The 22,978-nt window shown below is 49.5% G+C and carries 20 protein-coding genes; 14 read left to right on the plus strand and 6 right to left on the minus strand.

All coding sequences use genetic code 11. The features are described from left to right. Positions 1-209: 209 nt before the first annotated feature. The 6 genes from LACZS1_RS01820 to LACZS1_RS01845 all read left to right on the plus strand — a co-directional run bounded on the left by LACZS1_RS01820 (position 210) and on the right by LACZS1_RS01845 (position 5,262). The gene (locus tag LACZS1_RS01820) at positions 210-1,403 is read left to right on the plus strand and encodes an ABC transporter substrate-binding protein (RefSeq protein WP_070650392.1); all 1,194 of its coding nucleotides are present in this window, start codon (positions 210-212) and stop codon (positions 1,401-1,403) included. A gap of 35 nt (positions 1,404-1,438) precedes the next feature. Next, positions 1,439-2,317 (plus strand): branched-chain amino acid ABC transporter permease, encoded by an 879-nt coding sequence (locus tag LACZS1_RS01825; RefSeq protein WP_029345603.1) that lies wholly within the window; start codon positions 1,439-1,441, stop codon positions 2,315-2,317. Positions 2,318-2,321: 4 nt separating this feature from the next. Continuing rightward, positions 2,322-3,275 carry a branched-chain amino acid ABC transporter permease gene (locus LACZS1_RS01830; RefSeq protein ID WP_070650391.1) on the plus strand — a complete coding sequence of 318 codons (954 nt, stop codon included), beginning with the start codon at positions 2,322-2,324 and terminating at the stop codon, positions 3,273-3,275. After that, on the plus strand, positions 3,272-4,057 hold the full coding sequence (locus LACZS1_RS01835) for an ABC transporter ATP-binding protein (RefSeq protein ID WP_070650390.1): 786 nt from the start codon (positions 3,272-3,274) through the stop codon (positions 4,055-4,057). Before LACZS1_RS01830 ends, LACZS1_RS01835 begins: the two co-directional genes overlap by 4 nt. Then, entirely contained in the window at positions 4,050-4,766 is a 717-nt protein-coding gene (locus LACZS1_RS01840; RefSeq protein WP_070650389.1) for an ABC transporter ATP-binding protein, read from the plus strand. The genes LACZS1_RS01835 and LACZS1_RS01840 overlap by 8 nt, the downstream gene beginning before the upstream one ends. 172 nt (positions 4,767-4,938) lie before the next feature. After that, positions 4,939-5,262, plus strand: a complete 324-nt coding sequence (locus tag LACZS1_RS01845) for a MazG nucleotide pyrophosphohydrolase domain-containing protein (protein ID WP_047107746.1) — start codon at positions 4,939-4,941, stop codon at positions 5,260-5,262. 122 nt (positions 5,263-5,384) lie between these two features. Here the strand turns inward: LACZS1_RS01845 and LACZS1_RS01850 are convergent, their stop codons facing one another. Next, positions 5,385-6,287, minus strand: coding sequence for an alpha/beta hydrolase (locus LACZS1_RS01850; RefSeq protein WP_010492703.1), 903 nt, complete (start codon positions 6,285-6,287; stop codon positions 5,385-5,387). Further along, positions 6,280-7,596 carry a PTS sugar transporter subunit IIC gene (locus LACZS1_RS01855; protein WP_274804272.1) on the minus strand — a complete coding sequence of 439 codons (1,317 nt, stop codon included), beginning with the start codon at positions 7,594-7,596 and terminating at the stop codon, positions 6,280-6,282. The genes LACZS1_RS01850 and LACZS1_RS01855 overlap by 8 nt, the downstream gene beginning before the upstream one ends. Before the next feature lie 334 nt (positions 7,597-7,930). On the opposite strand from LACZS1_RS01855, the gene deoC reads away from it, so the two are divergent. The 8 genes from deoC to lacG all read left to right on the plus strand — a co-directional run bounded on the left by deoC (position 7,931) and on the right by lacG (position 17,156). Further along, a complete protein-coding gene (gene deoC / locus LACZS1_RS01860) occupies positions 7,931-8,605 on the plus strand; it encodes a deoxyribose-phosphate aldolase (protein WP_070650387.1) in 675 nt (224 codons plus the stop codon). Position 8,606: 1 nt separating this feature from the next. Beyond that, the gene (locus tag LACZS1_RS01865; protein WP_070650386.1) at positions 8,607-9,797 is read left to right on the plus strand and encodes a phosphopentomutase; all 1,191 of its coding nucleotides are present in this window, start codon (positions 8,607-8,609) and stop codon (positions 9,795-9,797) included. 26 nt (positions 9,798-9,823) lie between these two features. Continuing rightward, positions 9,824-10,540 carry a purine-nucleoside phosphorylase gene (deoD, locus tag LACZS1_RS01870; RefSeq protein WP_070650385.1) on the plus strand — a complete coding sequence of 239 codons (717 nt, stop codon included), beginning with the start codon at positions 9,824-9,826 and terminating at the stop codon, positions 10,538-10,540. Positions 10,541-10,731: 191 nt separating this feature from the next. After that, positions 10,732-12,147, plus strand: a complete 1,416-nt coding sequence (gene msp1 / locus LACZS1_RS01875; protein WP_070650384.1) for a cell wall hydrolase P75 — start codon at positions 10,732-10,734, stop codon at positions 12,145-12,147. Positions 12,148-12,598: 451 nt separating this feature from the next. After that, entirely contained in the window at positions 12,599-14,398 is a 1,800-nt protein-coding gene (locus LACZS1_RS01880; protein WP_070650383.1) for a PTS lactose transporter subunit IIBC, read from the plus strand. Positions 14,399-14,453: 55 nt separating this feature from the next. After that, positions 14,454-15,323 carry a PRD domain-containing protein gene (locus LACZS1_RS01885; protein ID WP_070650382.1) on the plus strand — a complete coding sequence of 290 codons (870 nt, stop codon included), beginning with the start codon at positions 14,454-14,456 and terminating at the stop codon, positions 15,321-15,323. Positions 15,324-15,340: 17 nt separating this feature from the next. Next, a complete protein-coding gene (locus LACZS1_RS01890) occupies positions 15,341-15,706 on the plus strand; it encodes a PTS lactose/cellobiose transporter subunit IIA (protein ID WP_025013247.1) in 366 nt (121 codons plus the stop codon). Positions 15,707-15,731: 25 nt separating this feature from the next. After that, positions 15,732-17,156 carry a 6-phospho-beta-galactosidase gene (lacG, locus tag LACZS1_RS01895; RefSeq protein ID WP_070650381.1) on the plus strand — a complete coding sequence of 475 codons (1,425 nt, stop codon included), beginning with the start codon at positions 15,732-15,734 and terminating at the stop codon, positions 17,154-17,156. A 397-nt stretch (positions 17,157-17,553) separates the two neighbouring features. On the opposite strand, the gene LACZS1_RS01900 is transcribed toward lacG, so the two are convergent. The 4 genes from LACZS1_RS01900 to LACZS1_RS01915 form a co-directional block, all read right to left on the minus strand. Further along, the gene (locus LACZS1_RS01900; protein WP_070650380.1) at positions 17,554-18,918 is read right to left on the minus strand and encodes an FAD-dependent oxidoreductase; all 1,365 of its coding nucleotides are present in this window, start codon (positions 18,916-18,918) and stop codon (positions 17,554-17,556) included. 132 nt (positions 18,919-19,050) lie between these two features. Continuing rightward, positions 19,051-19,887, minus strand: a complete 837-nt coding sequence (locus LACZS1_RS01905) for a sce7725 family protein (RefSeq protein ID WP_070650379.1) — start codon at positions 19,885-19,887, stop codon at positions 19,051-19,053. Then, positions 19,884-20,564, minus strand: a complete 681-nt coding sequence (locus LACZS1_RS01910; RefSeq protein ID WP_093997926.1) for a hypothetical protein — start codon at positions 20,562-20,564, stop codon at positions 19,884-19,886. The genes LACZS1_RS01905 and LACZS1_RS01910 overlap by 4 nt, the downstream gene beginning before the upstream one ends. Further along, the gene (locus tag LACZS1_RS01915) at positions 20,542-22,929 is read right to left on the minus strand and encodes an ATP-dependent DNA helicase (RefSeq protein WP_093997925.1); all 2,388 of its coding nucleotides are present in this window, start codon (positions 22,927-22,929) and stop codon (positions 20,542-20,544) included. The genes LACZS1_RS01910 and LACZS1_RS01915 overlap by 23 nt, the downstream gene beginning before the upstream one ends. Positions 22,930-22,978 lie beyond the last annotated feature (49 nt).

Genomic DNA, 22,978 nt, shown 5'->3' on the forward strand with positions numbered 1-22,978 from the left:
CATCTAAAAAGCGCAATATTCGTCAAAGCATATGCTTAGTCTTGTTGTTGATGCCAGGGACCCGACAGTTTGATCGTTAATGATCAGCGTATCGAGCCCCGTTTTCGTATTGACAGTGGGGCTGATACTTGGCACCCATTCGTCGGAATGGGTGCCTTTTTGTTAAAGATTAATGAAAATTACTAGGGATGTTAAAAGGGGGAACCAAAGTGAAAAAGAGTGTTGTGAAAGCCTTGATTGGTGCTGGGGTTGTTGCCATGTCCATGCTGGCACTGACTGGTTGTGCGACCAAGAGTGCGGCGAACAAAGGAAATACTGCGGGCAATACCATTAAGATCGGCGTAAATATGGAACTGTCCGGTGCCGTAGCTGGTTATGGCGAGCAGGAAAAGCAAGGAGTCGAGCTGGCAGTTAAGCAGATTAATGCCGCTGGCGGCGTGAAAGTTGGCAACAGTAAGAAAAAGCTGACAGCAGTTTATCGGGACAACAAATCTTCAACCAACGGCGCGGCAGCGGTTGCGGCGCAGTTGGCGAATAACGAGAAGGTCGTTGCTATCGTCGGACCGGCAACCACTAATAATGGGACGGCTTCAATTCCAAATGTCACCAAAGCGGCAGTGCCGATGGTGGGGCCAAGCGCAACGGATCCTAATTTCACCTTGCAGAAAAACGGTCAGGTGCAGCCTTACGTTTTCCGCGCCTGTTTTACAGACACCTTCCAAGGACAAAAAGCCGCGGTTTTTGCCGATGACACGCTGAAAGCCAAAAATGTGGCAATTATTGCCGATAACTCAACGGATTATGGGACCGGTTTGACCAAAGCGTTTAAGAAAAAGTTTACCGGCAAGGTTGTAACCACGGAATATTATCAGTCAGGCGATAAAGATTTCAATGCCATGTTGACAAATATTAAAAACAAAAAAATCGATGCGATTTATGCGCCGGGTTACTATTCCGAACTGGGACTGCTGATTAAACAAGCGCGTCAGTCAGGGATCAAGGTGCCGATCATTGGGGCAGATGGCATGGCCGATCCTAAACTGGCCCAGATTGCCGGCAACGAAAATGCGACCGATGTTTATTACACCACGCCATTTTCAACACTGGGGGCTAATCGTAGTTCATTGGTTAAGACGTTTATGAACAATTATCAAAAGCAATACAACGCGAACGCACCGACATTTTCTGCGCTAGCTTATGATTCGGTTTACATGATCAAGCAAGCCATCGAAGATCAAAAGTCAGCGGACTCGGCCAGCATTGCGAAGGGACTGGCGAAAATTAAGAATATGCCTGGCGTGACCGGGACGACCAGCATTGATAGCAAGCATAATCCAGAGAAGCCAATTGCGGTTGAAGAACTGACGCAAGGCAAGATTACGAAGGCCTATACCGTTAAATAGGCGTTTTCCACAATTCTGGGAAGGGGGCACCAACTTTGCAGACCATGATGCAACAGATGATCAATGGACTTTCACTCGGCAGTATTTATGCCTTGCTTGCGCTGGGCTACACCATGGTCTATGGAATCATCAAGTTGATTAACTTCGCTCATGGCGATATTTATATGCTCGGCGCGTTTTGGGGTTATTACGCGATTAATTTTTTACACTTAGGGTTTGTTGCCGCTTTATTATCTGCGATGGTGATGGCCAGTCTTTCAGGAGTTTTAATCGAGTATCTGGCGTATCGGCCATTGCGTAATTCACCGCGGATCGCTGCTTTGATTACCGCGATCGGCGTATCGTTTTTCCTGGAAAATGGCATGTCATTCCTTTTTGGCGCCAATGCCCGGAATTTTCCGCAAGTGATTACAACCAAAACTTATTATGTGTTCGGCGTGGGGATTTCCAATGTGCAGCTGTTGATTTTGTCCACATCGTTGCTGCTGATGGTGCTGTTACAATTCATCATTAAGCAAACCACGATGGGGAAGGCGATGCGCGCGGTCGCGGTGGATCCGCAGGCGGCGCAACTGGTCGGGATTAATCCGGATCATGTTATCTCTTTCACCTTTGCTTTGGGCTCGGCGTTGGCAGGGGCAGCGGGCGTTATGATCGGACTTTATTACAACTCGATCGATCCTTTGATGGGGATGGTGCCTGGGATCAAGGCGTTTGTCGCGGCGGTTGTCGGCGGCATCGGCTCGGTGCCGGGTGCGGCAGTCGGCGGCTTCCTGATCGGTCTGCTGGAAACCGGCGTGCAGGCCATTGGCTTATCGGCTTACAAGGATGCGGCGGTTTATCTGGTTTTGATTTTGGTGCTGGTTGTTTTGCCGGCGGGCTTGTTCGGCAAACGTCAACGGGAGAAGGTGTGAGCGCATGCTAAAAAACTTACGCAGCAAATTAATCTGGTTGGCGATCATGGTCAACGGCTTTGTTCTGATCAATGTCGGGGAATTAACCGGCGTGATCAACACCTTCATCGAAAATGCCTTGGTGACAGTCGGCATTAATATTATTTTGGCGGTCGGGCTAAACTTGATTATCGGTTTTTCCGGTCAATTTTCACTGGGACATGCCGGATTTATGGCTATCGGTGCCTATGCGACGGCGATTGTGACCCAAAATATGGCGACACCGCTTGGCTTTTATCTGGCGATGGCGCTGGGGATGATGATTGCGATCGTGGCGGCGTTGATTGTTGGCATTCCGACTTTGCGACTGCGCGGCGATTACCTGGCCATTGCGACCATGGGAGCGGCGGAAATTATTCGCGTGGTGATTAACAATCTGAAAATCACCAACGGCCCTGCTGGTATGTTCAACATTCCGCCGCTGGCATCATGGCCAACGGTTTATGTCTTGATGTGCGTGACAACAGTAGTCATCGTCAACTTCATTCATAGTCGGGCTGGACGCGCGGTGATGGCAATTCGCGATGATGACATTGCGGCCGAATCGATCGGGATAAACCCGACCAAATGGAAGCTGGCCGCGTTTGTGTTAGGCGCCGCGACTGCCGCGATTGGCGGATCGTTGCATGCCAGCTATTTGCAAACCATTGCGCCAGGGGACTTTGGTATTATGAATTCGATTTCGCTCTTGATTATCGTCGTTCTTGGCGGTGTTGGCAGTATGACCGGAACCTTTGTGGCGGCGATTGTCTTGGGGATCATCGACACGGCATTACAGAATTTTGGCACGCTCCGTATGGTGATTTATGCACTCGCCTTGATTTTGCTGATGGTCTTCAAGCCGTCCGGGCTACTGGGACACTACGAGCTTTCTTTTGGGCGTAAACGGCGCGCGCGAAAGGAGGCGGCATCCTCATGACGAACCAACTTGTAATCAATCATGTCAGTAAAGTGTTTGGTGGGCTAAAGGCAGTCGCCGATGTGAGTTTGACCATTGAGCAAGGTGCGTTAATCGCGTTAATCGGTCCAAATGGCGCTGGCAAAACCACCTTGTTCAACATGCTGACCGGTGAATCTGGGCCGACGACTGGGAAAATAACCTTAACGACGGCTAACGGCGATGTCGACATTACCAAAAAGAAGGCGTACCAAGTTGCTAAGTTAGGCGTTGCCAGAACGTTTCAAAACATTCGGTTGTTCGGCGCCATGTCAGTGAAGGAAAATGTGCTGGTGGCCAGAACCCATCTGTACCACGAAGATTTTCTCGGAACGGTTTTACGCTTGCCCCAATTTTATCAACGGGAACATGACGTCGGGGCTGCGGCTGATGAGTTACTGGACTTTTTTGAACTAGCCGACGTCGCAGATGAACCCACGGCGAGTTTGCCTTATGGGACCCAACGGCGGGTGGAAATTGTTCGCGCCGTGGCAACTAAGCCACAGCTATTATTTTTGGACGAGCCAGCAGCGGGGATGAATCCGGAAGAAACGGCTGATTTGAGTCGGCTGATCGCCCGGGTGCGGGAGCATTTTGGCATTACCGTGGTGTTGATTGAACATGATATGTCGTTGGTGATGAATCTGGCCGAATATATTTATGTGTTGGACCACGGCGCGATGATTGCCGAGGGAACCCCGCAAGTGATTCAACGCGATCCGCAAGTTATTCGGGCCTATCTAGGAGGTGACGTGCATGCTTGAGGTCAAAGATCTAGTCGTTAATTATGGCGGGATCCAAGCGGTCAAAGACGTTAGCTTCCGCGTTCACACCGGCGAAATTGTGGCGCTGATCGGCGCGAACGGTGCGGGTAAAAGTACCATCTTGAAAACTATCTCAGGTTTGCTGCGGCCGCGCTCTGGCACCATCTTATATGAAGACAAAAACATCGTGGGCATGGCAGCCGCTAAAATCGTAAAAATGGGGGTCTCGCAAGTGCCAGAGGGCCGGCATATCTTTGCTGGGCTGACAGTCAGTGAAAACCTGCAGATGGGTGCGTTTGGTCTCAAAGACAAGCAGGCTGCGAGTGATCAGTTGGCGGTGGTTTATGATCGTTTTCCGGTTTTAAAGGAACGGCTCAATCAAGACGCCGCAACCCTGTCCGGTGGCGAGCAGCAGATGCTGGCGATGGGGCGTGCACTCATGGCGCGGCCGAAGCTTCTTTTACTAGACGAGCCGTCGATGGGCTTGTCGCCGATTTTCATTCAGGAGATCTTCGACATCATTACCAAAATCAACGAACAAGGAACTACGGTTTTGTTAATCGAACAAAATGCCAAGCAGGCGCTAGCAATCGCAAATCGCGGGTATGTTTTGGCCAGTGGGACAGTGAAGTTGACCGGTACAGGGGCGGAATTACTGGCGGATCCCGCGGTTCAGGCAACTTACCTGGGCGCACAGCCGGCGAGTTGATTGTGGGCAGAAAATCAAAATTCCATTATTTTGGATAGGTGGCCATGAGCTGCTTATTTTTTGCCAAAAAGCATGGCTTCAGCAACCAGGCTGGCGTAGTATGGAAAACGAATGTATTTTTTAAACGAAGTCATCAGGACGCCTGTTGTGAACGACATTAGGAGGGCGAAAATTGACATTAACCGAACACCAGCAGTGGCTAGTTCACTTTTACCAGAAGCACAATTGGTACGCTTATAGTCCCTTCATCCGCCTTAATTTTCTGACCGAGGAAACCGGTGAATTGTCGCGGGCGATTCGAGCGTTGGAAATTGGCCGCGATCATCCGGGGGAACCGGTTAAAAGTCAGCATGCCTTGGATGCCAATTTGAAAGAAGAATTGGCGGATGTTCTGGATCAGGTTCTGATTCTAAGCGACAAGTTCGGCATTGATCCGGAAAGTTTGCTTGAACAAAGCGAACGAAAGCTGACGCAGCGGTTTAAGCGTCATGCGTGAAGCTATGGGTCTTGCCAGCTAGTTTAGACTTTTATAAATTGGATCGCGTAACTAGCAGAAAACAGGTCACCGCAATTGCGATTGACCTGTTTTTTAATGTGACAATTATCGCGGCTTGTTCATCAAGGATTCTGACTGCCGTCACGTGGCGCTGGACCGACACCGCGACCGCTACCGCCTTGACCCGGACGAACGCCTTGTTGATTTGGTGTTGCGACCATGTACTGACTGATCAGACTAACAATTTGCCGGTTTTGCGGCAAGGCGCTGTGGTTGGCGTCATCGCCGGAAACTGTAATCTGGGTGTAGTGGGCAACCTGATTTTGGAAAATATACTTACCGGCTTCGACACTTTCGATTGGCACAGTACCGTCGCCATCAAGATTTTCGGTTCCGGCAATCGAGTAAACGGTTAAGGTGCTTGGCAACTTATCGCGACTGGTCATAAAGTCGTTCAACATCTGGGTGCGGTTGTTCGGATTGCTTTCTTCAAGATTATATGGCGTTCCGATCGTCATGAGCCGGGTCATCTGCACGTCGGACTCGTTGTAATATTTTTCGAGAAAAAGCGTGAAAATGAGGCCGCCGTTACTGTGGCCAATGCCGCGGAAACGATTGAAGTTATACGTTTTGGCGAGCTGCTTGAAGGCGATATTAAACCACGCCGCCTGCTTTTTGATGTTGTTGTAGCCGTCCTTGTTATTTTCAAATGCAACGACGATGTACGGCTCGGTGTCTCGCGCAGCGATTTTGCCGCTATAAGTCAGCGTGCCGTTCGTTTTCACTGTGATTTTCAAAAGGCTGTGACCGTTTGTTTGATTATTGAGTTGCGTGATTAAAGTGTTGAAGCGGTCTTCAGTCGCCGAACTCCCGGGAATTAAGATGATAGGCTGCATCCGCGAATTATGGACGACCCGCGCCGATTTGACGTTTTGGGCCATCCATTTGGTTGCAGGGAACACAACCGCGCCAATCGCAAGAATGCTGAAAAGAATAAGCAGCCATCTGCGCCAGTGTTTAATCATGATGATCACCGACTTTCGCTGATTCAAGACTGACGGTTTCGGCCAGCCGGACAAACGGCGCATAAATCAATACCGAGACGATTAAGCAGATCACGGCCACTACTAAGGCGACCAGATTGCCATTCGTGCCAAGAAACGCTGCCAAGGGTCCCGGTGTGGTAGTCGGCACCGTGTAAACCGAAGGCGGCATGAGACGCAGGCGGATAGCAACCCAGGCGATTGCCATGTTAACCAAGGGCGTGATCAAAAACGGCACTAACAGAATCGGATTAAGGGTTACCGGCCACCCGATCATCACGGGTGAACTAATATTGACCAGACCAGGTAGAAGCGATAACCCCGCAATCCGCCGTAACGGTTTGGACCTTCCCACCCAAAGTGTTGCAATAATCAGCGCTAACGTCATGCCAACGCCGCCAAAGCTGGCAAACGGATGGTAAATGGTATTCATGGTGATCGGGTTAGGCACGTTGAACAAATTAGCGTGTTCCAGCGCATAGTTTAAGTTCGCCGTGCCAGTCGTACTTCCTGACTGCACCATCAATGGATTAATGGGGCCTTCAATCCCGCCCCACCACATAAGCGCATTGATCGTTGTGACCAGTGCGAGCCGAAGCGACACATGTGGTATGTTCGCAGCCGGCACTTGAAAAATGACATAGAAAAGGCCGATAAATCCTTCTGTTGATACGAGGCTAAGGCCGTAAGTGATCGCGACACAACTAATCAAAATCAGCACAGTCAACCAGGTACCACGCAACCCGCGACTGATCAGGCCGGCGATGGTGTAGTGCTGTGAAGGTTCTTCAAAATCAGCGCGGGTGAAGCGAAACAGCCAGCCGATCAGCAAACCGAAAACAATTGCGACGAATAAGCCACGGTAGCCGAAGTTGTTCATCTGAAATGGTGACTGAGCATTACGCTGCGCATTAAAATTCAGGATCAAAAAAGCACCGACGCTGGTGAGCTCCGCCAGTGAATCATCTTTTTTATAAGACCGGGCAATATACTTTGCAACGAAAAAGGCAGCCATAACGGACATCAGGTCAACGGTCACGGTTTCAATGATCAGCAAAAGCGTGCGGATTTGGTTGTAATGAGGGATGACATTGTCGAGATTATAGATAACCGCAAAAAAACCATTGCGTGAAAAGACACTTAGTTCCAGCATCTGGGCCCACGCGCCGACCATGACAAAGGGGAAAATGACAGCAAAAGTTTGCTGAAGTGCACGATAAATGCGGTTATGCCGCAATCGAACACTGTTTGCCACGAGCATGGGAAGCAATCTTTGCATGAGATTGCTCATTACTGCCATCTCCCTTAATTTTTATTTGATGAAGTTCTATTAAGGTTATTCTAACAAATATTAGTGTAAGCGAGTAGCTTTAAGCCGGAATCTTAACGGGTTTAATGAATTGCTGAAAAAGCAGGCATGAGAACTTATTTTCCAGAATGCAAGGGTTTCCGTACCATGGTATTCTTAAGTCAGGACAGTAAACGGAAAAGCGTTCGCTGGCGCAGAAACCTGCGTGTAAGGACCTTGGTCGCAATGGTCAAAGCCCGACCATCACGCCCGAGGCCGCTTACACTTCGGTTTCTAAGCGCGCCAGCTCACGCTCTTAATTCTTGGAGGCGTAAAAATGAATAAGAACGAAAAACCATTGGCAAAGTATATTGATCACACCTTATTGAAACCGGATGCAACGCAGGACGAGATTGATGTCGTTTTGCATCAGGCAAAGCAGTATGATTTTGCCTCGGTTTGCATCAATCCTTATTGGGTTGCGCGGGCCGCGGCCAGCTTACACGATACGGACGTCAACGTTTGTACCGTGATTGGATTCCCGCTTGGCGCCAATACAACGCAGACCAAAGTTTTTGAAGCCGGTCAGGCGCTTGATGAAGGCGCAAAGGAAGTCGATATGGTCTTGAACATCGGCGAACTAAAAGCAGGCCATGATGACCATGTTCGCGCCGATATTCAGGCAGTTGCCGATATGACCCATGCAAAAGGCGGCTTGTTGAAAGTCATCATTGAAGCAGTTTTGTTGACTGATGAAGAAAAAGTAACGGCTTGCAAGTTGGCGGCGGCTGCCGGCGCTGATTTTGTTAAGACGTCAACTGGCTTTGCTGCGGGCGGGGCAACGGTTCATGATGTTGCGCTTATGCGGCAGACAGTCGGCGATAAGCTGGGTGTTAAAGCTGCTGGCGGTATTCACTCTTATGCCGAAGCCAAAGCGCTGATTGAAGCCGGCGCTGATCGGCTAGGGGCAAGTGCCGGGGTACAGATTTTGAAAGAAGCGGGTGAGGCATAGTATGGCATTTGAGCGAATTATTACCATTGTTTTAGACTCGATCGGCATTGGCGAAGCGCCGGATGCAGCAAAGTTTCATGATACAGGCGCCGATACGCTTGGTCACATCGGCGATTATTTTGACGGGAAACTTGCGCTGCCAAACTTACAGGCGATCGGGCTGGGCAATATCGCGCGGCAAACGCCAATTGCTGGCGTCGGGCCATTGGGGAGTCCCAGCGGCTATTTTGGCAAGATGGCGGAGATTTCTGCCGGTAAAGATAGTATGGACGGCCACTGGGAGATGATGGGTCTGCCGGTCACCGAACCGCTTGGCTATTTTCCTGACGGCTTCCCGGCTGATTTGATTAAGCAAATCGAGGACTTTTCCGGGCGCAAAGTGATTCTTAATAAGCCGTATTCCGGCACCGAGGCCATCAAGGATTATGGCGAGCAGCAGTTGAAAACTGGCGATCTCATTGTTTATACGTCGGGTGATTCAGTGCTACAGATTGCCGCTCAAACCGATGTGATTCCGCTTGAAGAGTTATATCGGATTTGCCGTTATGTCCGCAGCATCACGATTGATGCCCCTTATCGAATCGGCCGGGTCATCGCTCGACCTTACGTTGGCACCGATCCGACAACCTTCACCCGGACCAGTGACCGTCACGATTACGCGTTGCAGCCGGATAAGCCGACTGATCTCGATCGCTTGCAAGGAGCTGGCGTGCCGACTTATGGCATCGGGAAAATCAATGATATTTTCTCGGGCCAGGGCTTAGACGATGGTGTGCACACCGTCAGCAACACAGACGGCATGGACAAAACGATTGAAGCGGCGAAATCTGACCGTAAAGGATTTATTTTCACGAATCTGGTCGACTTCGACGCCATGTATGGCCACCGGCGTAATGCCCAAGGTGATGGCGAGGCGTTAATGACGTTTGACCGCCAGCTGGGCGATTTGCTGACGGTCTTACGGCGCGACGATTTACTCATGATCACGGCTGACCACGGGAACGACCCGACTTTCCGCGGGACGGATCATACGCGCGAATATGTGCCATTGTTGGCATACAGCAAGCAATTTGTTGGCAATGGTGATTTGGGTGTCCGTTCACCGTTTGCTGATTTAGGCGCCACGATTCTCGACAATTTCGGCGTCCGCGGCAATCAGGTCGGCCAATCATTTCTGAGCTTGTTAAAATAACACAACCCAGCGAAAGGGGATCAAACATGAGTACACATATTGCAGCTCCAAAAGGCGCCATCGCGGATGTGGTGTTGCTGCCAGGCGACCCATTGCGCGCCCAATATATTGCCGAGAACTTTTTGGAAAATGCGACGCGCTACAACACCGTTCGCAATGCGTTTGGCTTCACCGGAACCTTTGAAGGCCGGCGCGTGTCGGTTCAGGCAACAGGGATGGGCATTCCATCGATTTCGATTTATGTCAACGAGTTGATTCAGGATTATGGCGTCAAAACGCTGATTCGCGTGGGTACGGCCGGCGGAATGGGCAAAGATGTCAAGGTTCGCGATGTGGTGTTGGCGCAAGGCTCATCGACAGATAGCAGCATCATTTTGAATACCTTTGGCGCTGGCATGTACTTTGCGCCTTTGGCAGACTTTCAGCTATTACGCGAAGCAGCAAATTTGGCAGATGACAGTTCTATCCGCTACCATGTTGGTAATGTACTAGGCGAAGACCGTTTCTACAATGATGAGATGGATCGCCAAAAGCTGATTGACTACGAAGTTCTGGCCACCGAAATGGAGACACCGGCGCTGTACCTGCTCGCAGCCAAGTTCCATGTGCAGGCGTTATCAATCCTGACTGTCTCGAACCATTTAATCACAGGCGAGGAAACTACCGCTCAAGAGCGTCAGACCAGCTTCAATGACATGATCGGATTAGCACTCGGCGTGGCTAAAAAGGTTCCTGTACGTTAAATAACATATAAATTTTATGTATACCAGCGATGGTGCTTCAATCAAATTTTGGTTGTAACAGCAATTTAATATGCGAACAGGTGGGAAACGTGTTATTCTGTATATGGTTTCTTAAGAAAAGGTAAATGACAATTGAATTGTAAAACTCAGTCTCATGCAATTATTCAGTCGAGGAATGGAGGAGTACATACATGGTAAAATCTAAAAAAGTATGGTCAGTAACGGCGGGCTTTGTTGGTGCTGCCGGTCTGGCGGCTTTAGCAACCGGTGCTAATACTGTTTCCGCATCAACAACCGGAACAGTTAACTACAAGACCGGTGCAACCACCGTATGGAATAGTCCATCATGGAACCACGTAAAACGCTATGTAACGTTTGGCGACACGGTGCAGCTATTAGGTAAGACAGTTGACCACAATGGGGCCACCTGGTACAAGGTTGGCGACAACCAGTGGATCCCTGAGCTCTATTTGAACGTTGACGGGAAGACTGCCCAAGTTGAAGCACCAGCATCAACTGCCAGTCAGGCACCAGCTAGCCAAGCACCAGCATCCCAGGCACCGGCAAGTCAAGCGCCTGCCAGCCAGGCGGCACCTGCAACGACTCCAGCAGCTACACAAAGTGCCAACATCCAACTTTATGTTAAAAATGTTGGCTCGGCTGTGACGGTTTGGGCAACGCCTGCATACGGTCGGGCAACGGGTCAGTATCTTGAAGGCCAGCAGTCAGTTACAGCTGTGGCTCAACAGCAAGCAAATGGTGAAACCTGGTACCAGCTTTCCAACGGTGGCTACGTACCTGCACGCTTTGTCAGCACGACACCTGTAGCAGCGGCACCGCAATCCACAGCACCTCAGTCGACTGCTTCAAGCGCAGCTGCCCAACCTGCACAATCTGCTGCATCCCAGGCACCTGCCTCAAGTTCAGCAGCACAACCAAGTCAAGCGCCAGCATCATCAGCAGCACCGGCTTTTAGTGCAGCATCGTCAGAAGCAAGTCAGGCACCGGTATCACAAGCGCCTGCTTCAAGCTCAGCAGCACAGCCAAGTCAAGCACCTGCATCACAAGCACCAGCTTCAAGTGCTGCTACGCAACCGGCACAGACAAGTCAAGCGCCGGCATCATCAGCAGCACCGCAGGCCCAAACAGTGCAAGTAAACAATACCAACGCAAGTAATAATGTGCAGGCGCAACCAGCAGCTTACTCAGCACCTGTAGCGCCAGCCGCAACTGACACCTCACGCTCGGCCAAGGTTCAGGCAGTTATCGCGGTTGCTGAACAGCAAATCGGCAAGCCATATATCTGGGGCGGTAAAGGTCCTACAGGCTTCGATTGCTCCGGCTTAATGTACTATGCATTCCTGCATGGTGCAGGGGTTAACATCGGCGGTTGGACTGTACCACAAGAATCTTCAGGTACGCAAGTTTCGCTGGACGCCCTTCAACCAGGTGACTTACTCTTCTGGGGCAGTCATGGGTCAACATACCACGTTGCGCTTTACATCGGCGGCGGTACCATGATCCAAGCACCGCAACCAGGTGAAAATGTTAAGTACACCGCAGTACAGTACTTCACACCTGATTTTGCGGTTCGTCCGAACCTGTAAACTTAAATTGAATTATCTTTTTCAAAGAAGAGCGTCTTTTAGCGAGGCGTTCTTTTTGTTTGGGGTGATTCTTTTCAATATTCGCCAGATAAAGACGACTGGACTGGTGCGCCTTGCTGTCTTTACATTTGTTCTTTTTTGTTTATTTGAACAGCCTGGAAATCCCTATATATAGGCGTTGTCGGCCCAACAAAATCAAAAAATGAAAAAAGTTGTTTATTAAGCGTTTACATTAAAACGGTTACATGTTATAGTCAATTTGTTGAATACAGGAACACATGTGGATCGTTACTATTCAATTAGGCGTAACCACGGCAGTCGAAGATAGCTGGATATCTTCGACCGACCGTGGTTTTTCTTTTGCCATTTTTTGTTTAGCAGTTTATAGCATTGACCCGGATCGCGACCGGCGAAGGCATATTAATTTTTCACCTAGAAAGAAGGCTAACTCATGCAAGTCATTGTGAAACGACTTGAGAAGCATCAGGCTTTATTTGAAAAGATCTCGCGAAACATTTACTTGATGGCCATTAAAGATGGCTTCCTGGCAGCAATGCCGATCATTCTGTTTTCCAGTATTTTTATTCTTTTGTCGAATATTCCGCCATTAATTGGAATTAAGATCCCCACTGATTTGAACGCATGGTTTAATAAGATTTACAACTACACCATGGGCTTTGTCGGGTTTTACGTTGCCGGAACGACGGCGAAGGCGTTGACCGGCTCCATGAACCAGCGCATCAAAGGCGGACGGTTCATCAACAATACATCAACGATGATGGCCGCAATGGTCGGGTTCATGTTACTGGTTATTGGGACAACCGGTAAAGGCAACTTCCTGCCGACATTCTTTGGTACCCAAGGCATTTTGTCAGCATTCGTTGCGGCGTTTGTGACCGTATGGGTTTACAAGTTCTGTGTTGAACGCGATTTAACCATCAAAATGCCAAAAGAAGTACCGGGCGCCATTTCCCAAAATTTCCGCGATATTATCCCCTTCGGTGCAGCAACGATTGTCTTCTCACTGATTGATGTCGCAGCCCGAGCAGCTTTTAAAGTACCGTTCAGTGCCATTCTGGCCACCGTTTTGGCCCCGGTCTTCAAAGGCGCAGAAACTTATCCGGGCATGATGCTGATTTGGTTCCTGATTCCAATGTTTTGGTTCCTTGGTGTTCATGGGCCATCAGTTGTTAAACCGGCACTTGAATCTGCATTATTCGGAAATACCACGGCAAACTTAGCACTTTTCAAAGCTGGCCACTTTCCATATCATGCTCTGACCGAAAACTTCGGTAACTTTGTCGGCGAACTCGGTGGGACTGGTGCAACATTTATCGTGCCATTTTTGTTCATGTTCTTTATGAAGTCAAAACAGCTAAAAGCTATTGGCAAAGCTTCCTTCATCCCGGTTATGTTTGCCGTTAACGAACCGCTGCTGTTCGGTGCACCGATTATTTTGAACCCGTACTTCCTGGTGCCATTTGTTTTGGCGCCGGTTGTCAACGTTGTGATCGGCAAAGCATTTATTGACCTGCACATCATGCATGGGTTCATGTACTTCATGTCTTGGGCATTGCCGGGGCCAATTGGTGCATTGATTGATACCGGCTTCCAGTGGACCTCGCTAGTGCTCATGGCGATTTTGCTAGTGGTGGACGCGCTTATCTACATGCCGTTCATCAGAGCATATGATGCGGAACTTCTTCAACAAGAAGCTGCAGTTGATGCCGCCGATGCTGGCGCCGTCGCAACTGCAACAGCCGCTGGGACAGGAGAAGTTGCTGCTGAAGCCGATGCTGCAACTGCTCAGGAATTCCCGGAACCAACGGATATCAAAGCAGCCAAAGCCGAAAACGCCTCAACTGCTGATGAAAAGACCGAAAATGGTCCTCGCAAGCTTGATCACGAATTGAAAGTTTTGGTTTTGTGTGCTGGCGGTGGTACAAGTGAGCAGCTAGCCAACGCGCTGACTGATGGCGCCAAAACGTATCATGAACCGATTGTTGCCAGTGCTGGTGCATACGGATCACATCATGATATTTTACCGAACTATGATATGGTGGTTTTGGCACCGCAAGTCCGGACTTACTATAGCGATTTGAAGCATGATACAGATCGGTTAGGCATCAAGCTTGTGGCAACCAAAGGCCAGCAATATATTGCTTTGACCCGCGATCCTGAGAAGGCGCTGGACTTTGTTGTCAATCACTACAAAGAAAGCGATACGAAAGAGGCGCCTGCGACAGAATAACGTTGTGTCGAATCAAACTGAATACTGATAAAAAGAAAGATAAGGCGGTGTACCAATGTTGCTAAGGGTCAAGCAAGTGTATAACAACAATGCTGTACTTGTAGACGTTGGCAACGGTAAGGAGGCAATTCTTCAAGGCAGAGGTATTGGTTTTAGCAAACGCAAAGGCGATCAAATCGATCCCAAAAAGAGTTCGGAGATATTGTATCTCAATGACGCACAAGTGAAGAACCACTTTACATCATTGCTCAAGGATGTGCCAATTGACATCGTTGTTGCCACGTTCGGTGTGATTGGCATGGCGAAGAGGACGTATCATTACCCGGTTTTGAATTATATTTATGTCACGCTGACCGATCACGTTTTCCAAATGTATAAACGCCTGACCGCTGGCAAATACCAAGCGAGTCCGGCTCCGGATATTCGCGATCGTTATCCGTTGGCTTATCAGATTGCGACAGAGGCAGTCAAACGCCTCAACCATGATCTGGGCGTCCATTTTCCCGATGCCGAAGTGAAAAATATCGCGTTGCATTTTATTAATGCTAAAGGTGTGGACGGTGACTTGGATCCGACCGTAACGCTCACGGCGCGCGTTAATACAATCGTGACACAGGTTTTTGCTAAATATGGTCTGAAACGGAGCTTGACGAATCAAAACTATTTTGATCGATTGATGATTCATCTCCAGTATCTGGTTGAGCGATTAAACACCGATGAACAAGATGAAGCTGATCTTGATCCAAAAATCGGGCAAGACTTCAAGCGGCTTTATCCGAAATCATTTGCCATTGCCATGGAGATTTGCACGGAGCTTGAGAAGGCTTTGCAGATTAAGCTTAACGAAAATGAACATGTCTATTTCATCATCCATATTCAGCGGCTCATTCAAGAACCGCAAACACCTGCACCTCAAGATTCATAACCAAGGAGGAAATTTTGATGGCAACTAAAGAAGAAATTTCAATGACCGGTTTTGCAATCGTTGCATACGCTGGCGATGCGAAAACTGATTTGATTGAAGCGCTGAATGAAGCGCGCAAAGGGAACTTTAAACATGCGCGGTCATTGGTTGAAGAGGCGCGCCAAAGCATTAACGAAGCACATAACGAACAAACCAAACTGCTTAGCAAAGAAGCAGGTGGCGATAATATGGATGTCACTTTTATCATGGTGCATGGGCAGGATACCTTGATGACCACCATGATGTTGTTGGACACGATTAGCTTCACGATCGACGAGTATGAGCGGCTGGCTGCGATTGAAAAACAGCTGGGCATCGCGCTGCCAACAAACGACATCCATTAGTAAGACCAAAGGAAGGAGCATCATCGTGACGAGCTTATTAAGACGCGTCCAATCATTACCCAAAGGCTTTGTCTGGGGCGGCGCAACCGCTGCGTATCAGGTGGAAGGTGCCACAAAAGTAGATGGCAAAGGCAAAACGATGTGGGATGACTATCTCAAAGCACAAGGCCGCTTTTCACCTGATCCTGCCAGTGACTTTTACCATCTGTATCCGGAAGACATTGAGCTTGCCAAACTATATGGTTTAAATGCGATTCGGGTATCGATTGCGTGGACACGGATTTTTCCCAAGGGATATGGCGAACCCAATCCTGCCGGCGTAGCGTACTATCATCGCTTGTTTAAGTGTTGCTTGGACAACGGCATTACCCCATATGTTTCCTTGCATCACTTCGATTCACCAAAGACCTTATTTGATGATGGCGACTGGTTGAATCGCAAGAACATTGATTATTTTGTCGACTATGCTGACTTCTGTTTCAAAGAGTTTTCCGAAGTCAAAAATTGGTTCACGATCAATGAGCTGATTTCGTTAGCCTTTTCCCAATATATTCAAGGCAATTTTCCACCAAATCATCATTTCGATGTCACGAGTGGGATCCAGGCCCAACATAACGAATTGTTGGCACATGCGCGGGCGGTCAATCTGTTCAAAGAGAAAGGTTATCAAGGGCGCATTGGGTTGATTCATGTGTTGCAGCCGGTTTATCCGTATCCGGACACGCCGGCCAATGAGCATGCGGCAGCACTTGAAGATGCTTTCATGAACCGCTTCTTGCTGGATGGCACGTTTAAAGGTGAATATACACCAGAAACGATGGCGCTGATTAACGAATTGCTGGAAGCCAACGATGCCAAGCTGAAGATCGAACCGGGCGATATGGACATTCTGAAAAAGGCCTCCACGCAAAATGATTATTTTGGTATGAATTATTATCAGCCGTCTTTTGTCGCTGCCTATGAAGGTGAAAGCACCAATTCCTTCAACGGCACGGGTGAAAAGGGAACCAGCTCCTTCAAGTTCCAAGGTGTCGGACAACATGTTAAGAAGCCGGGCGTGCCAACGACCGACTGGGATTGGAACATTTATCCCGCGGGCATGTACGATATGCTCAAACGCGTTGCCCGTGAATATCCGAATAGCAAAACGATTTATATCACTGAAAACGGTCTTGGCTATAAAGACAAGTATGAAGGCATTGGTCAGCTCATTGACGATGACAAACGGATCGACTTTATTGACCAACACGTTGAAGCGCTGCTGAAGGCGCGCAGTGAAGGCGTTGACGTACAAGGCTACTTTGTCTGGTCATTGCAGGATCAATTTTCCTGGGCCAATGGTTACAATAAACGCTATGGTTTGTTTTACGTGAATTTTGAGACACAGGCACGTGAAATCAAGAAAAGTGCGTTGTGGTTCAAGGAGCTCGGGCAGACGTTGAAGAATTAATGGCATCACAAAAAGCAGACAGGTTATCAGCAAGTATCGGCTGATGACTGTCTGCTTTTTGAGTGCAATTCGGGTTTTGCTGTTTCACTAGGAAAATTCGTTAGAGCTGTTAAGATATTAGTGACAAAGCGGAGCAATCGTAGGCCAGATGGGGCTCAGCAGTGGAAACAACACAGCGACTGGGCTTGTCGCTGATGTTGTTAGGCGACTTTGAGACAGCGGGCTTCTGGCTCAAAGCGCCGTCTCCGCTCTAGCTTCGCGTCGCAAGCACCATCTGGCCGGAGATTGCGGAGTTTGGCACGACAAAGAATTTATCGTCTAAGTATTTCTGGATCGTTCGTAACATAACGAGGTTCGTGTTTCAAACTGTCATTACGTTCCGGTATCTTGACATAACTTAAGCCACCGGTTCTTTATCCGCCGCATTAGCCTTCTCAACCGCCGCCATCGCCACAGCGTTGACCCAGTTGATCGGCTGGTCGAAGTTTGGCTGGAACAGCATGTCGACCATAGCGAGGGTTTCGATGGTCATGTGGGTTTGGATGGCCAAGGAGATGACGTTGGCGCTTTGGCTAATGTCGTGTTTGGAGAAGAATGCGCCGCCTTTAACTTCGTGCGTCTTCGGATCCCAAGTCAGGCTGCATAGAACCGGTGTGGTAGTGAGCATGAAGTCTGGGCGATAGTCTTGCTCAATGGTGACACTATCAAGTGTAAGTCCGCGTGCCTTGGCGCCTTCGGTTGTGAGGCCGGATGCAGCAATGGCATGGCCAAAAAGTTCAACCGCCGAACTGGCTTGCGTACCGAGGTACTTTTCGGTCGGGGCCACAATGTTTTTACCAACCAGAATGCCTTGACGAACAGCGTTGGTTGTTAATGGAATATAGTCATGCTTGCCCGTTGGATTATAATGTACGGCCGCAGTGTCACCGGCGGCAAAAATAGCCGGATCACTGGTTTGCATGTAGGCATCGGTGATGATGGCGCCATTTTGCAAGGTGTCGAGATGATCTTTAAGCAAGTCGGTGTTTGGCCGGAAGCCGGTGCATAAGATCGCAATGTCAGCGGTGTAGGTACCCTTGTCAGTTGTGACTACAGTCTCACCTTGATCATTTTTCGCGAAGCTGGTGACCATTTCGCCGAGTGCCAAGTGAACGCCATGATCGGTGTAGAGTTTTTCAACGCGATCGGTGATGGTGGCGTCAAAGTTCTTTGCCAACACCCGCGGCAGACCGTCGATTAACGTAACCTGCTTATTGGTGACGGCATATTGTTCGGCGAGTTCGGCACCGATATAGCCGGCACCGATAACAATCGCACTCTTGATGGTTGGCGCCAGATCTTTTAAGGTTTTGGCATCTTGCCAGTTCTTGCACAGGTGAACATCCGTGTCATGAATGCCCGGGATGTTTGGAACGATTGGAGTAGAACCGGTGGTGTAAACCAGTTTGTCATAAGTATCAGTGGTGACCTCGCCAGTGTTTAGATCCTTGACTTCAACGGTTTTGGCGTCAGGATCAACGCTTAGGACGTCATGCTCCATTTGCATATTGGCGCCAAGCTTGGCAAGTGCTTCAGGGCTGGAATAGAACATTTTGTTGGGATCGCTGACATGATCACCGACCCACAAGGCGATGCCACAGGAGAGAAACGACAGGTTGTTGTTGCGCTCGTAAACGGTGACGTCTGCATCTGGGTGGTCGGTTAGAATCTGTTGGGTCGCAAACGTACCAGCATGGGTGGCACCGATAACAATAATTTTCATAGATAGAACGCTCCTTTGCATTTTTGATAATGATTTCACAAAGAAAGTGTAACACAATTAATTGTGCGCGGCTAGATTGCAAGGGACCTTTTTTGTGAAAAAATAGTTAAGAAGCGTTTTCACCTTGTGCTGTTAATCTTGCAGCCAGCGGCCGATCATCTCTAAATGGTGCATCAGTTGAAACTTTCGGACGACGCCTAGGCCGGGGAAATGGTGATCGGCAGCGGCCTTCATGAGTGCCGCTACTCCAGCTGTTTGTGCTTGGGGATGATAGGGCAGCCAGGCGGCAAGTTGCGTGAGTATTTCGAAAAATTTGGCTTGCGGGTTGGTGAAGTCTTCATTATTGACCGAGACAAAATGACGCATTCGTAAGGAACCATCAGTTGCGGGGTAGACTAAGTGGATCGCCAAGGCGCGCTGAGGGAAGCCGTGCTCAAAGTAGTCTGAGGTAGCGAGCGGATAGTCGGCAAAGCCAACACCGGGCAACATGTCAGGTGGGTATTGATAAAACTCGTCTTGCAGCAAGCCGTACGCCGACGTATGCGAATAGACGGTGAAATGGTCATTGAGATACACGGCACGCCGCAGAGCTAACCGCCAAACCCGTGCTTCATCCGGTACTAAGGCGAGTTGGCGGCGTGCCAGCAGTTTGGCTTGGGCAGCGGTGGTGGCAATGATCAATGGTGCTGGCTGGGCATCAAAAATCCGCGCGACTTGCACTGATGGACTAAGCATCGGCAGGTGGCGCGGTGTTGCCAACAGTCGGTAACTGCCGACTTGCGGATTCTGAATCACGTAGGCCGCGTGGGCAGTTTTCGTTAGTGCCTGCGTGGTCTTGGTCAAGCCGGGGATGTCTTTGACAGGTTCAAGCACCGGAATGACGGTCGCAGGTAGTCGCTGGCTGTTCGCCAAGGCGGTAATCGCTGCCAAGTCGTATAATTTTCCGCGAATGATAGGGAAATAGTTCATGATAAGCGATCCATTTTCAACGTTGCCACTTCCGCATTGAGTGCGTCGATTTCTTCCTGAAGCGCGGTGATGATCGTGTTGTTGAGGTCGTCAACAAACTGGTCATAAAGATTTTTATCAGGATGATAAATGTCATAGTCAGCGGTGCGTTTTCGCAGTTCGGTAAACAATTCCGCAGTGGAAAATTGTCCGAGTCCTTTGGCGACTTGCTTGGCTTTGACGACTTCACGATTCAGACTGGCGATGAAATGATCGGTTAATTGTTCTTCCGCGACCTGTAAGCTCTGACGTCGCGCCGGTTTCGCGATTGTCAGCGTGCCAGGCGTGCTCACCGGAACAGCGCTGGCGGCAACGGCAGCCTTGGAGAATGGATGATACACGAAGACGCCAATGCCAGCTGGAATCTCAGCGGCGACTGCTTGATAAAGCCGCTGTGGTAACACGAAATAATTATAATGACCAATAAAACTCAAGCGGGCCTGGCTGTGGAAGTCCGCTTTCGTGACTTTTAGCTCAAAACAGCGCCAAATCGTTTCATTTTCCTGCTTTTGCCGCACCAAGGTGTCTACAATGCCGAAATCATCGGGCATCGTGACTTCTTCAACGGCAGTGGCTCCTTGCTCTTCCCAATAGGCATACAACGTCTTTTCTAGATCACGCGTGAGCTGGGTCTTCATGATGTGCCTCCCAAAAGTGAGTGAGTAACTGAGCGAGTTGCGCCGGATTACGGCTAACCTGGGCATGTGTCCAGTGGTCCGGAAACAGGCGCGCATAGCGAGGGGTCACAAACCGTTCATCGATGAGCAAAATAACCCCGACATCCTTAGCGCCGCGAATCACCCGACCTCCCGCCTGCAAAACATTGTTAAAGCCAGGCAGTTGATACGCGTAGGCAAATCCCTGGCCTGCATTTTGATCAAAATAATCCCGCAACTGATCGGTTTCCGCATTGAGTCCCGGTAAGCCAACCGAAACAATGGCAACGCCGATCAGCTGGGCACCGCGCAGATCAATGCCTTCCGCAAAAATACCGCCGAGAACGGCAAAGCCGATCACTGGCTCTTGGCCCGCTTTGAAATGATCAAGAAAAGCTTGGCGATCCGCTTCGGTCATGGCATTTTCCTGCACACAGGTTTTAAGTGTGGGATTGGCAGCGGTAAACGCGGCATAAGCAATTTTTAAATAAGCATACGACGGGAAGAAGAAAAGATAATGCCCTTTTTTGGCGCTGACTAAGGTTGTGAGACTCGCAATCAGCTGCGGCAGGTCTTGCTCGCGCCGGCGATACGTGGTGTTGACGCTGGTGTCAACGATGACGGCCTGATTCTGCGGGTCAAACGGCGACGGTAAGGCGTAGGTCAGACTGTTGTCAACGCCGCCGAGTAACTTTTGAAAATAAGGCATTGGCGATAAGGTGGCGGAAAACAACACGGCACCGCGGCCTTTTTTCAATGATTCATCGACAAAATGTGATGGATCCAGGCACAATTCCTTGACTGTGACAACGCCATGATCCTTAGCAATCTCGGTTTTGAAGGTCTCATCGTAAAAATCGCCAATGCGTAGATATTGATTCGCCAGGAAGAAAACTGGTAACACGAGATCAACGGCGGGCTGCAAGGCGGGCGTTGGCGGTTCGGCTAACCAATCGTGGACCGTTTCCGTGAACTTGGCGAGGACATTGGTAAGGTCATCAAGCGGGGCTTCTTCAAAGACAGGTGATTGTTTCATTAACCGCTGATCGGCGATGGCTGACAGGGTATTCACGATCCGGGTGATGGCGCGCCGCAGCTTGGTGAGTGCCGCACCTTTATAAGGAACGAGCGCCTGCTTGAGATTGGTAAAGTCCTGATCGGTGATGCTGGCAGTATACATGGCCCGCGCCCGACTCACTAGATTATGGGCTTCATCGACTAAGAAAAACTGACTGTCATCGGCATCGCTAAAGAACCGCTGTAAAAAGACTAACGGATCAAACAAATAATTGTAATCACAAATGATAACGTCACAAAACAGGCTGGCGTCTAATGAAAATTCAAATGGATCGACCGTGTGTTTTCGTGCGTAGGCCTCGATGACAGACCGGGTGATTTGGTCTTCATGTGCCAGGAGGTCATGTAGTGCCGGCTTTAAGCGGTCGTAATAGCCCAACATGTAAGGATTTTGACTGGGATCGTCCGGCTCATCCGCAAAGGTGATCGTGTCTTTGGCCGTCAGTGTGATGCTTTTGGCCTTAAGCCCCGAGCCTGCCATCAACGCCATCGCCTGCTCAGCCACACGCCGGGTACTTTGTTTGGCAGTTAAATAGAACGCTCGTTGAATCAAGCCGCTGCCCATAGCTTTGACGGTCGGGAAAAGCGTCGAAATCGTTTTGCCGGTACCGGTGGGTGCTTGGACGAAAAGGCGCGCGCTGCTGTAAATGGCTTTGTAAACGGCGGCGGCGAATTCGTGCTGGCCGGCGCGATACTCGGGAAAAGGAAAATCAAGCTTATCAATCGACTTGTTGCGGCGCTTGATGATGTCGCTGCGTAACTTGAGCCAATCGGTGAACTCTGTCAGTAAATCCGTGAAATCATCGGCCAACTCGGCGGCCGTTTTGGTTTCACTGAAGCGCGTGACGGTGTCAGTGCTGGTTTGCACATACACTAAGGTAATGGTCGCGTGATCAAGGTGACGTTGTTGACAAAGTAAGTGACCATAAATACGTGCTTGAGCCCAGTAGCGATCCTTGGTATTTTGGGTGCACTCTTCCCATGGCCGGGCGCTGGTTTTGATCTCTTCGACGGTCAGTGTCTTATCGCCATCGGTCCAGACCCCATCGGCGCGGCCTTCAAGTTGGTAATCTTCATCTTCAACAGTAACCGTGGTTTTTAAATAGACTTCTTTTTCATAATCCGGCTCACGGTGAGCCGCCTGCAACTTGCGATGAATTTGGCTGCCGATGATGGCGGTATTATTTGAATTGCTGGTAATCGGGTTGAGATCGCCGGTACGAACGGTTAATTCAACAAATTCCCGAATGCCAATACGATTATGCGCCATCATCGGACCTCCTAAGCGTGAGCCGGCGCGTTCAGGAGTCGGAGTGTAA

The organism is Lacticaseibacillus zeae subsp. silagei, from assembly GCF_030770335.1.
Classification (GTDB): domain Bacteria; phylum Bacillota; class Bacilli; order Lactobacillales; family Lactobacillaceae; genus Lacticaseibacillus; species Lacticaseibacillus zeae.

Excerpts from the sequence above, each read along its gene's own strand:
- LACZS1_RS01835 (WP_070650390.1), top strand. The coding sequence starts at position 3,272 with ATGACGAACCAACTTGTAATCAATCATGTCAGTAAAGTGTTTGGTGGG.
- LACZS1_RS01885 (WP_070650382.1), top strand. The coding sequence starts at position 14,454 with ATGTTGCTAAGGGTCAAGCAAGTGTATAACAACAATGCTGTACTTGTA.
- LACZS1_RS01910 (WP_093997926.1), bottom strand. The coding sequence starts at position 20,564 with ATGAAGACCCAGCTCACGCGTGATCTAGAAAAGACGTTGTATGCCTAT.
- LACZS1_RS01840 (WP_070650389.1), top strand. The coding sequence starts at position 4,050 with ATGCTTGAGGTCAAAGATCTAGTCGTTAATTATGGCGGGATCCAAGCG.
- LACZS1_RS01855 (WP_274804272.1), bottom strand. The coding sequence starts at position 7,596 with ATGAGCAATCTCATGCAAAGATTGCTTCCCATGCTCGTGGCAAACAGT.
- LACZS1_RS01900 (WP_070650380.1), bottom strand. The coding sequence starts at position 18,918 with ATGAAAATTATTGTTATCGGTGCCACCCATGCTGGTACGTTTGCGACC.
- LACZS1_RS01915 (WP_093997925.1), bottom strand. The coding sequence starts at position 22,929 with ATGGCGCATAATCGTATTGGCATTCGGGAATTTGTTGAATTAACCGTT.
- LACZS1_RS01905 (WP_070650379.1), bottom strand. The coding sequence starts at position 19,887 with ATGAACTATTTCCCTATCATTCGCGGAAAATTATACGACTTGGCAGCG.
- deoC (WP_070650387.1), top strand. The coding sequence starts at position 7,931 with ATGAATAAGAACGAAAAACCATTGGCAAAGTATATTGATCACACCTTA.
- deoD (WP_070650385.1), top strand. The coding sequence starts at position 9,824 with ATGAGTACACATATTGCAGCTCCAAAAGGCGCCATCGCGGATGTGGTG.
- LACZS1_RS01880 (WP_070650383.1), top strand. The coding sequence starts at position 12,599 with ATGCAAGTCATTGTGAAACGACTTGAGAAGCATCAGGCTTTATTTGAA.
- LACZS1_RS01850 (WP_010492703.1), bottom strand. The coding sequence starts at position 6,287 with ATGATTAAACACTGGCGCAGATGGCTGCTTATTCTTTTCAGCATTCTT.
- LACZS1_RS01830 (WP_070650391.1), top strand. The coding sequence starts at position 2,322 with ATGCTAAAAAACTTACGCAGCAAATTAATCTGGTTGGCGATCATGGTC.
- LACZS1_RS01865 (WP_070650386.1), top strand. The coding sequence starts at position 8,607 with ATGGCATTTGAGCGAATTATTACCATTGTTTTAGACTCGATCGGCATT.
- LACZS1_RS01890 (WP_025013247.1), top strand. The coding sequence starts at position 15,341 with ATGGCAACTAAAGAAGAAATTTCAATGACCGGTTTTGCAATCGTTGCA.
- msp1 (WP_070650384.1), top strand. The coding sequence starts at position 10,732 with ATGGTAAAATCTAAAAAAGTATGGTCAGTAACGGCGGGCTTTGTTGGT.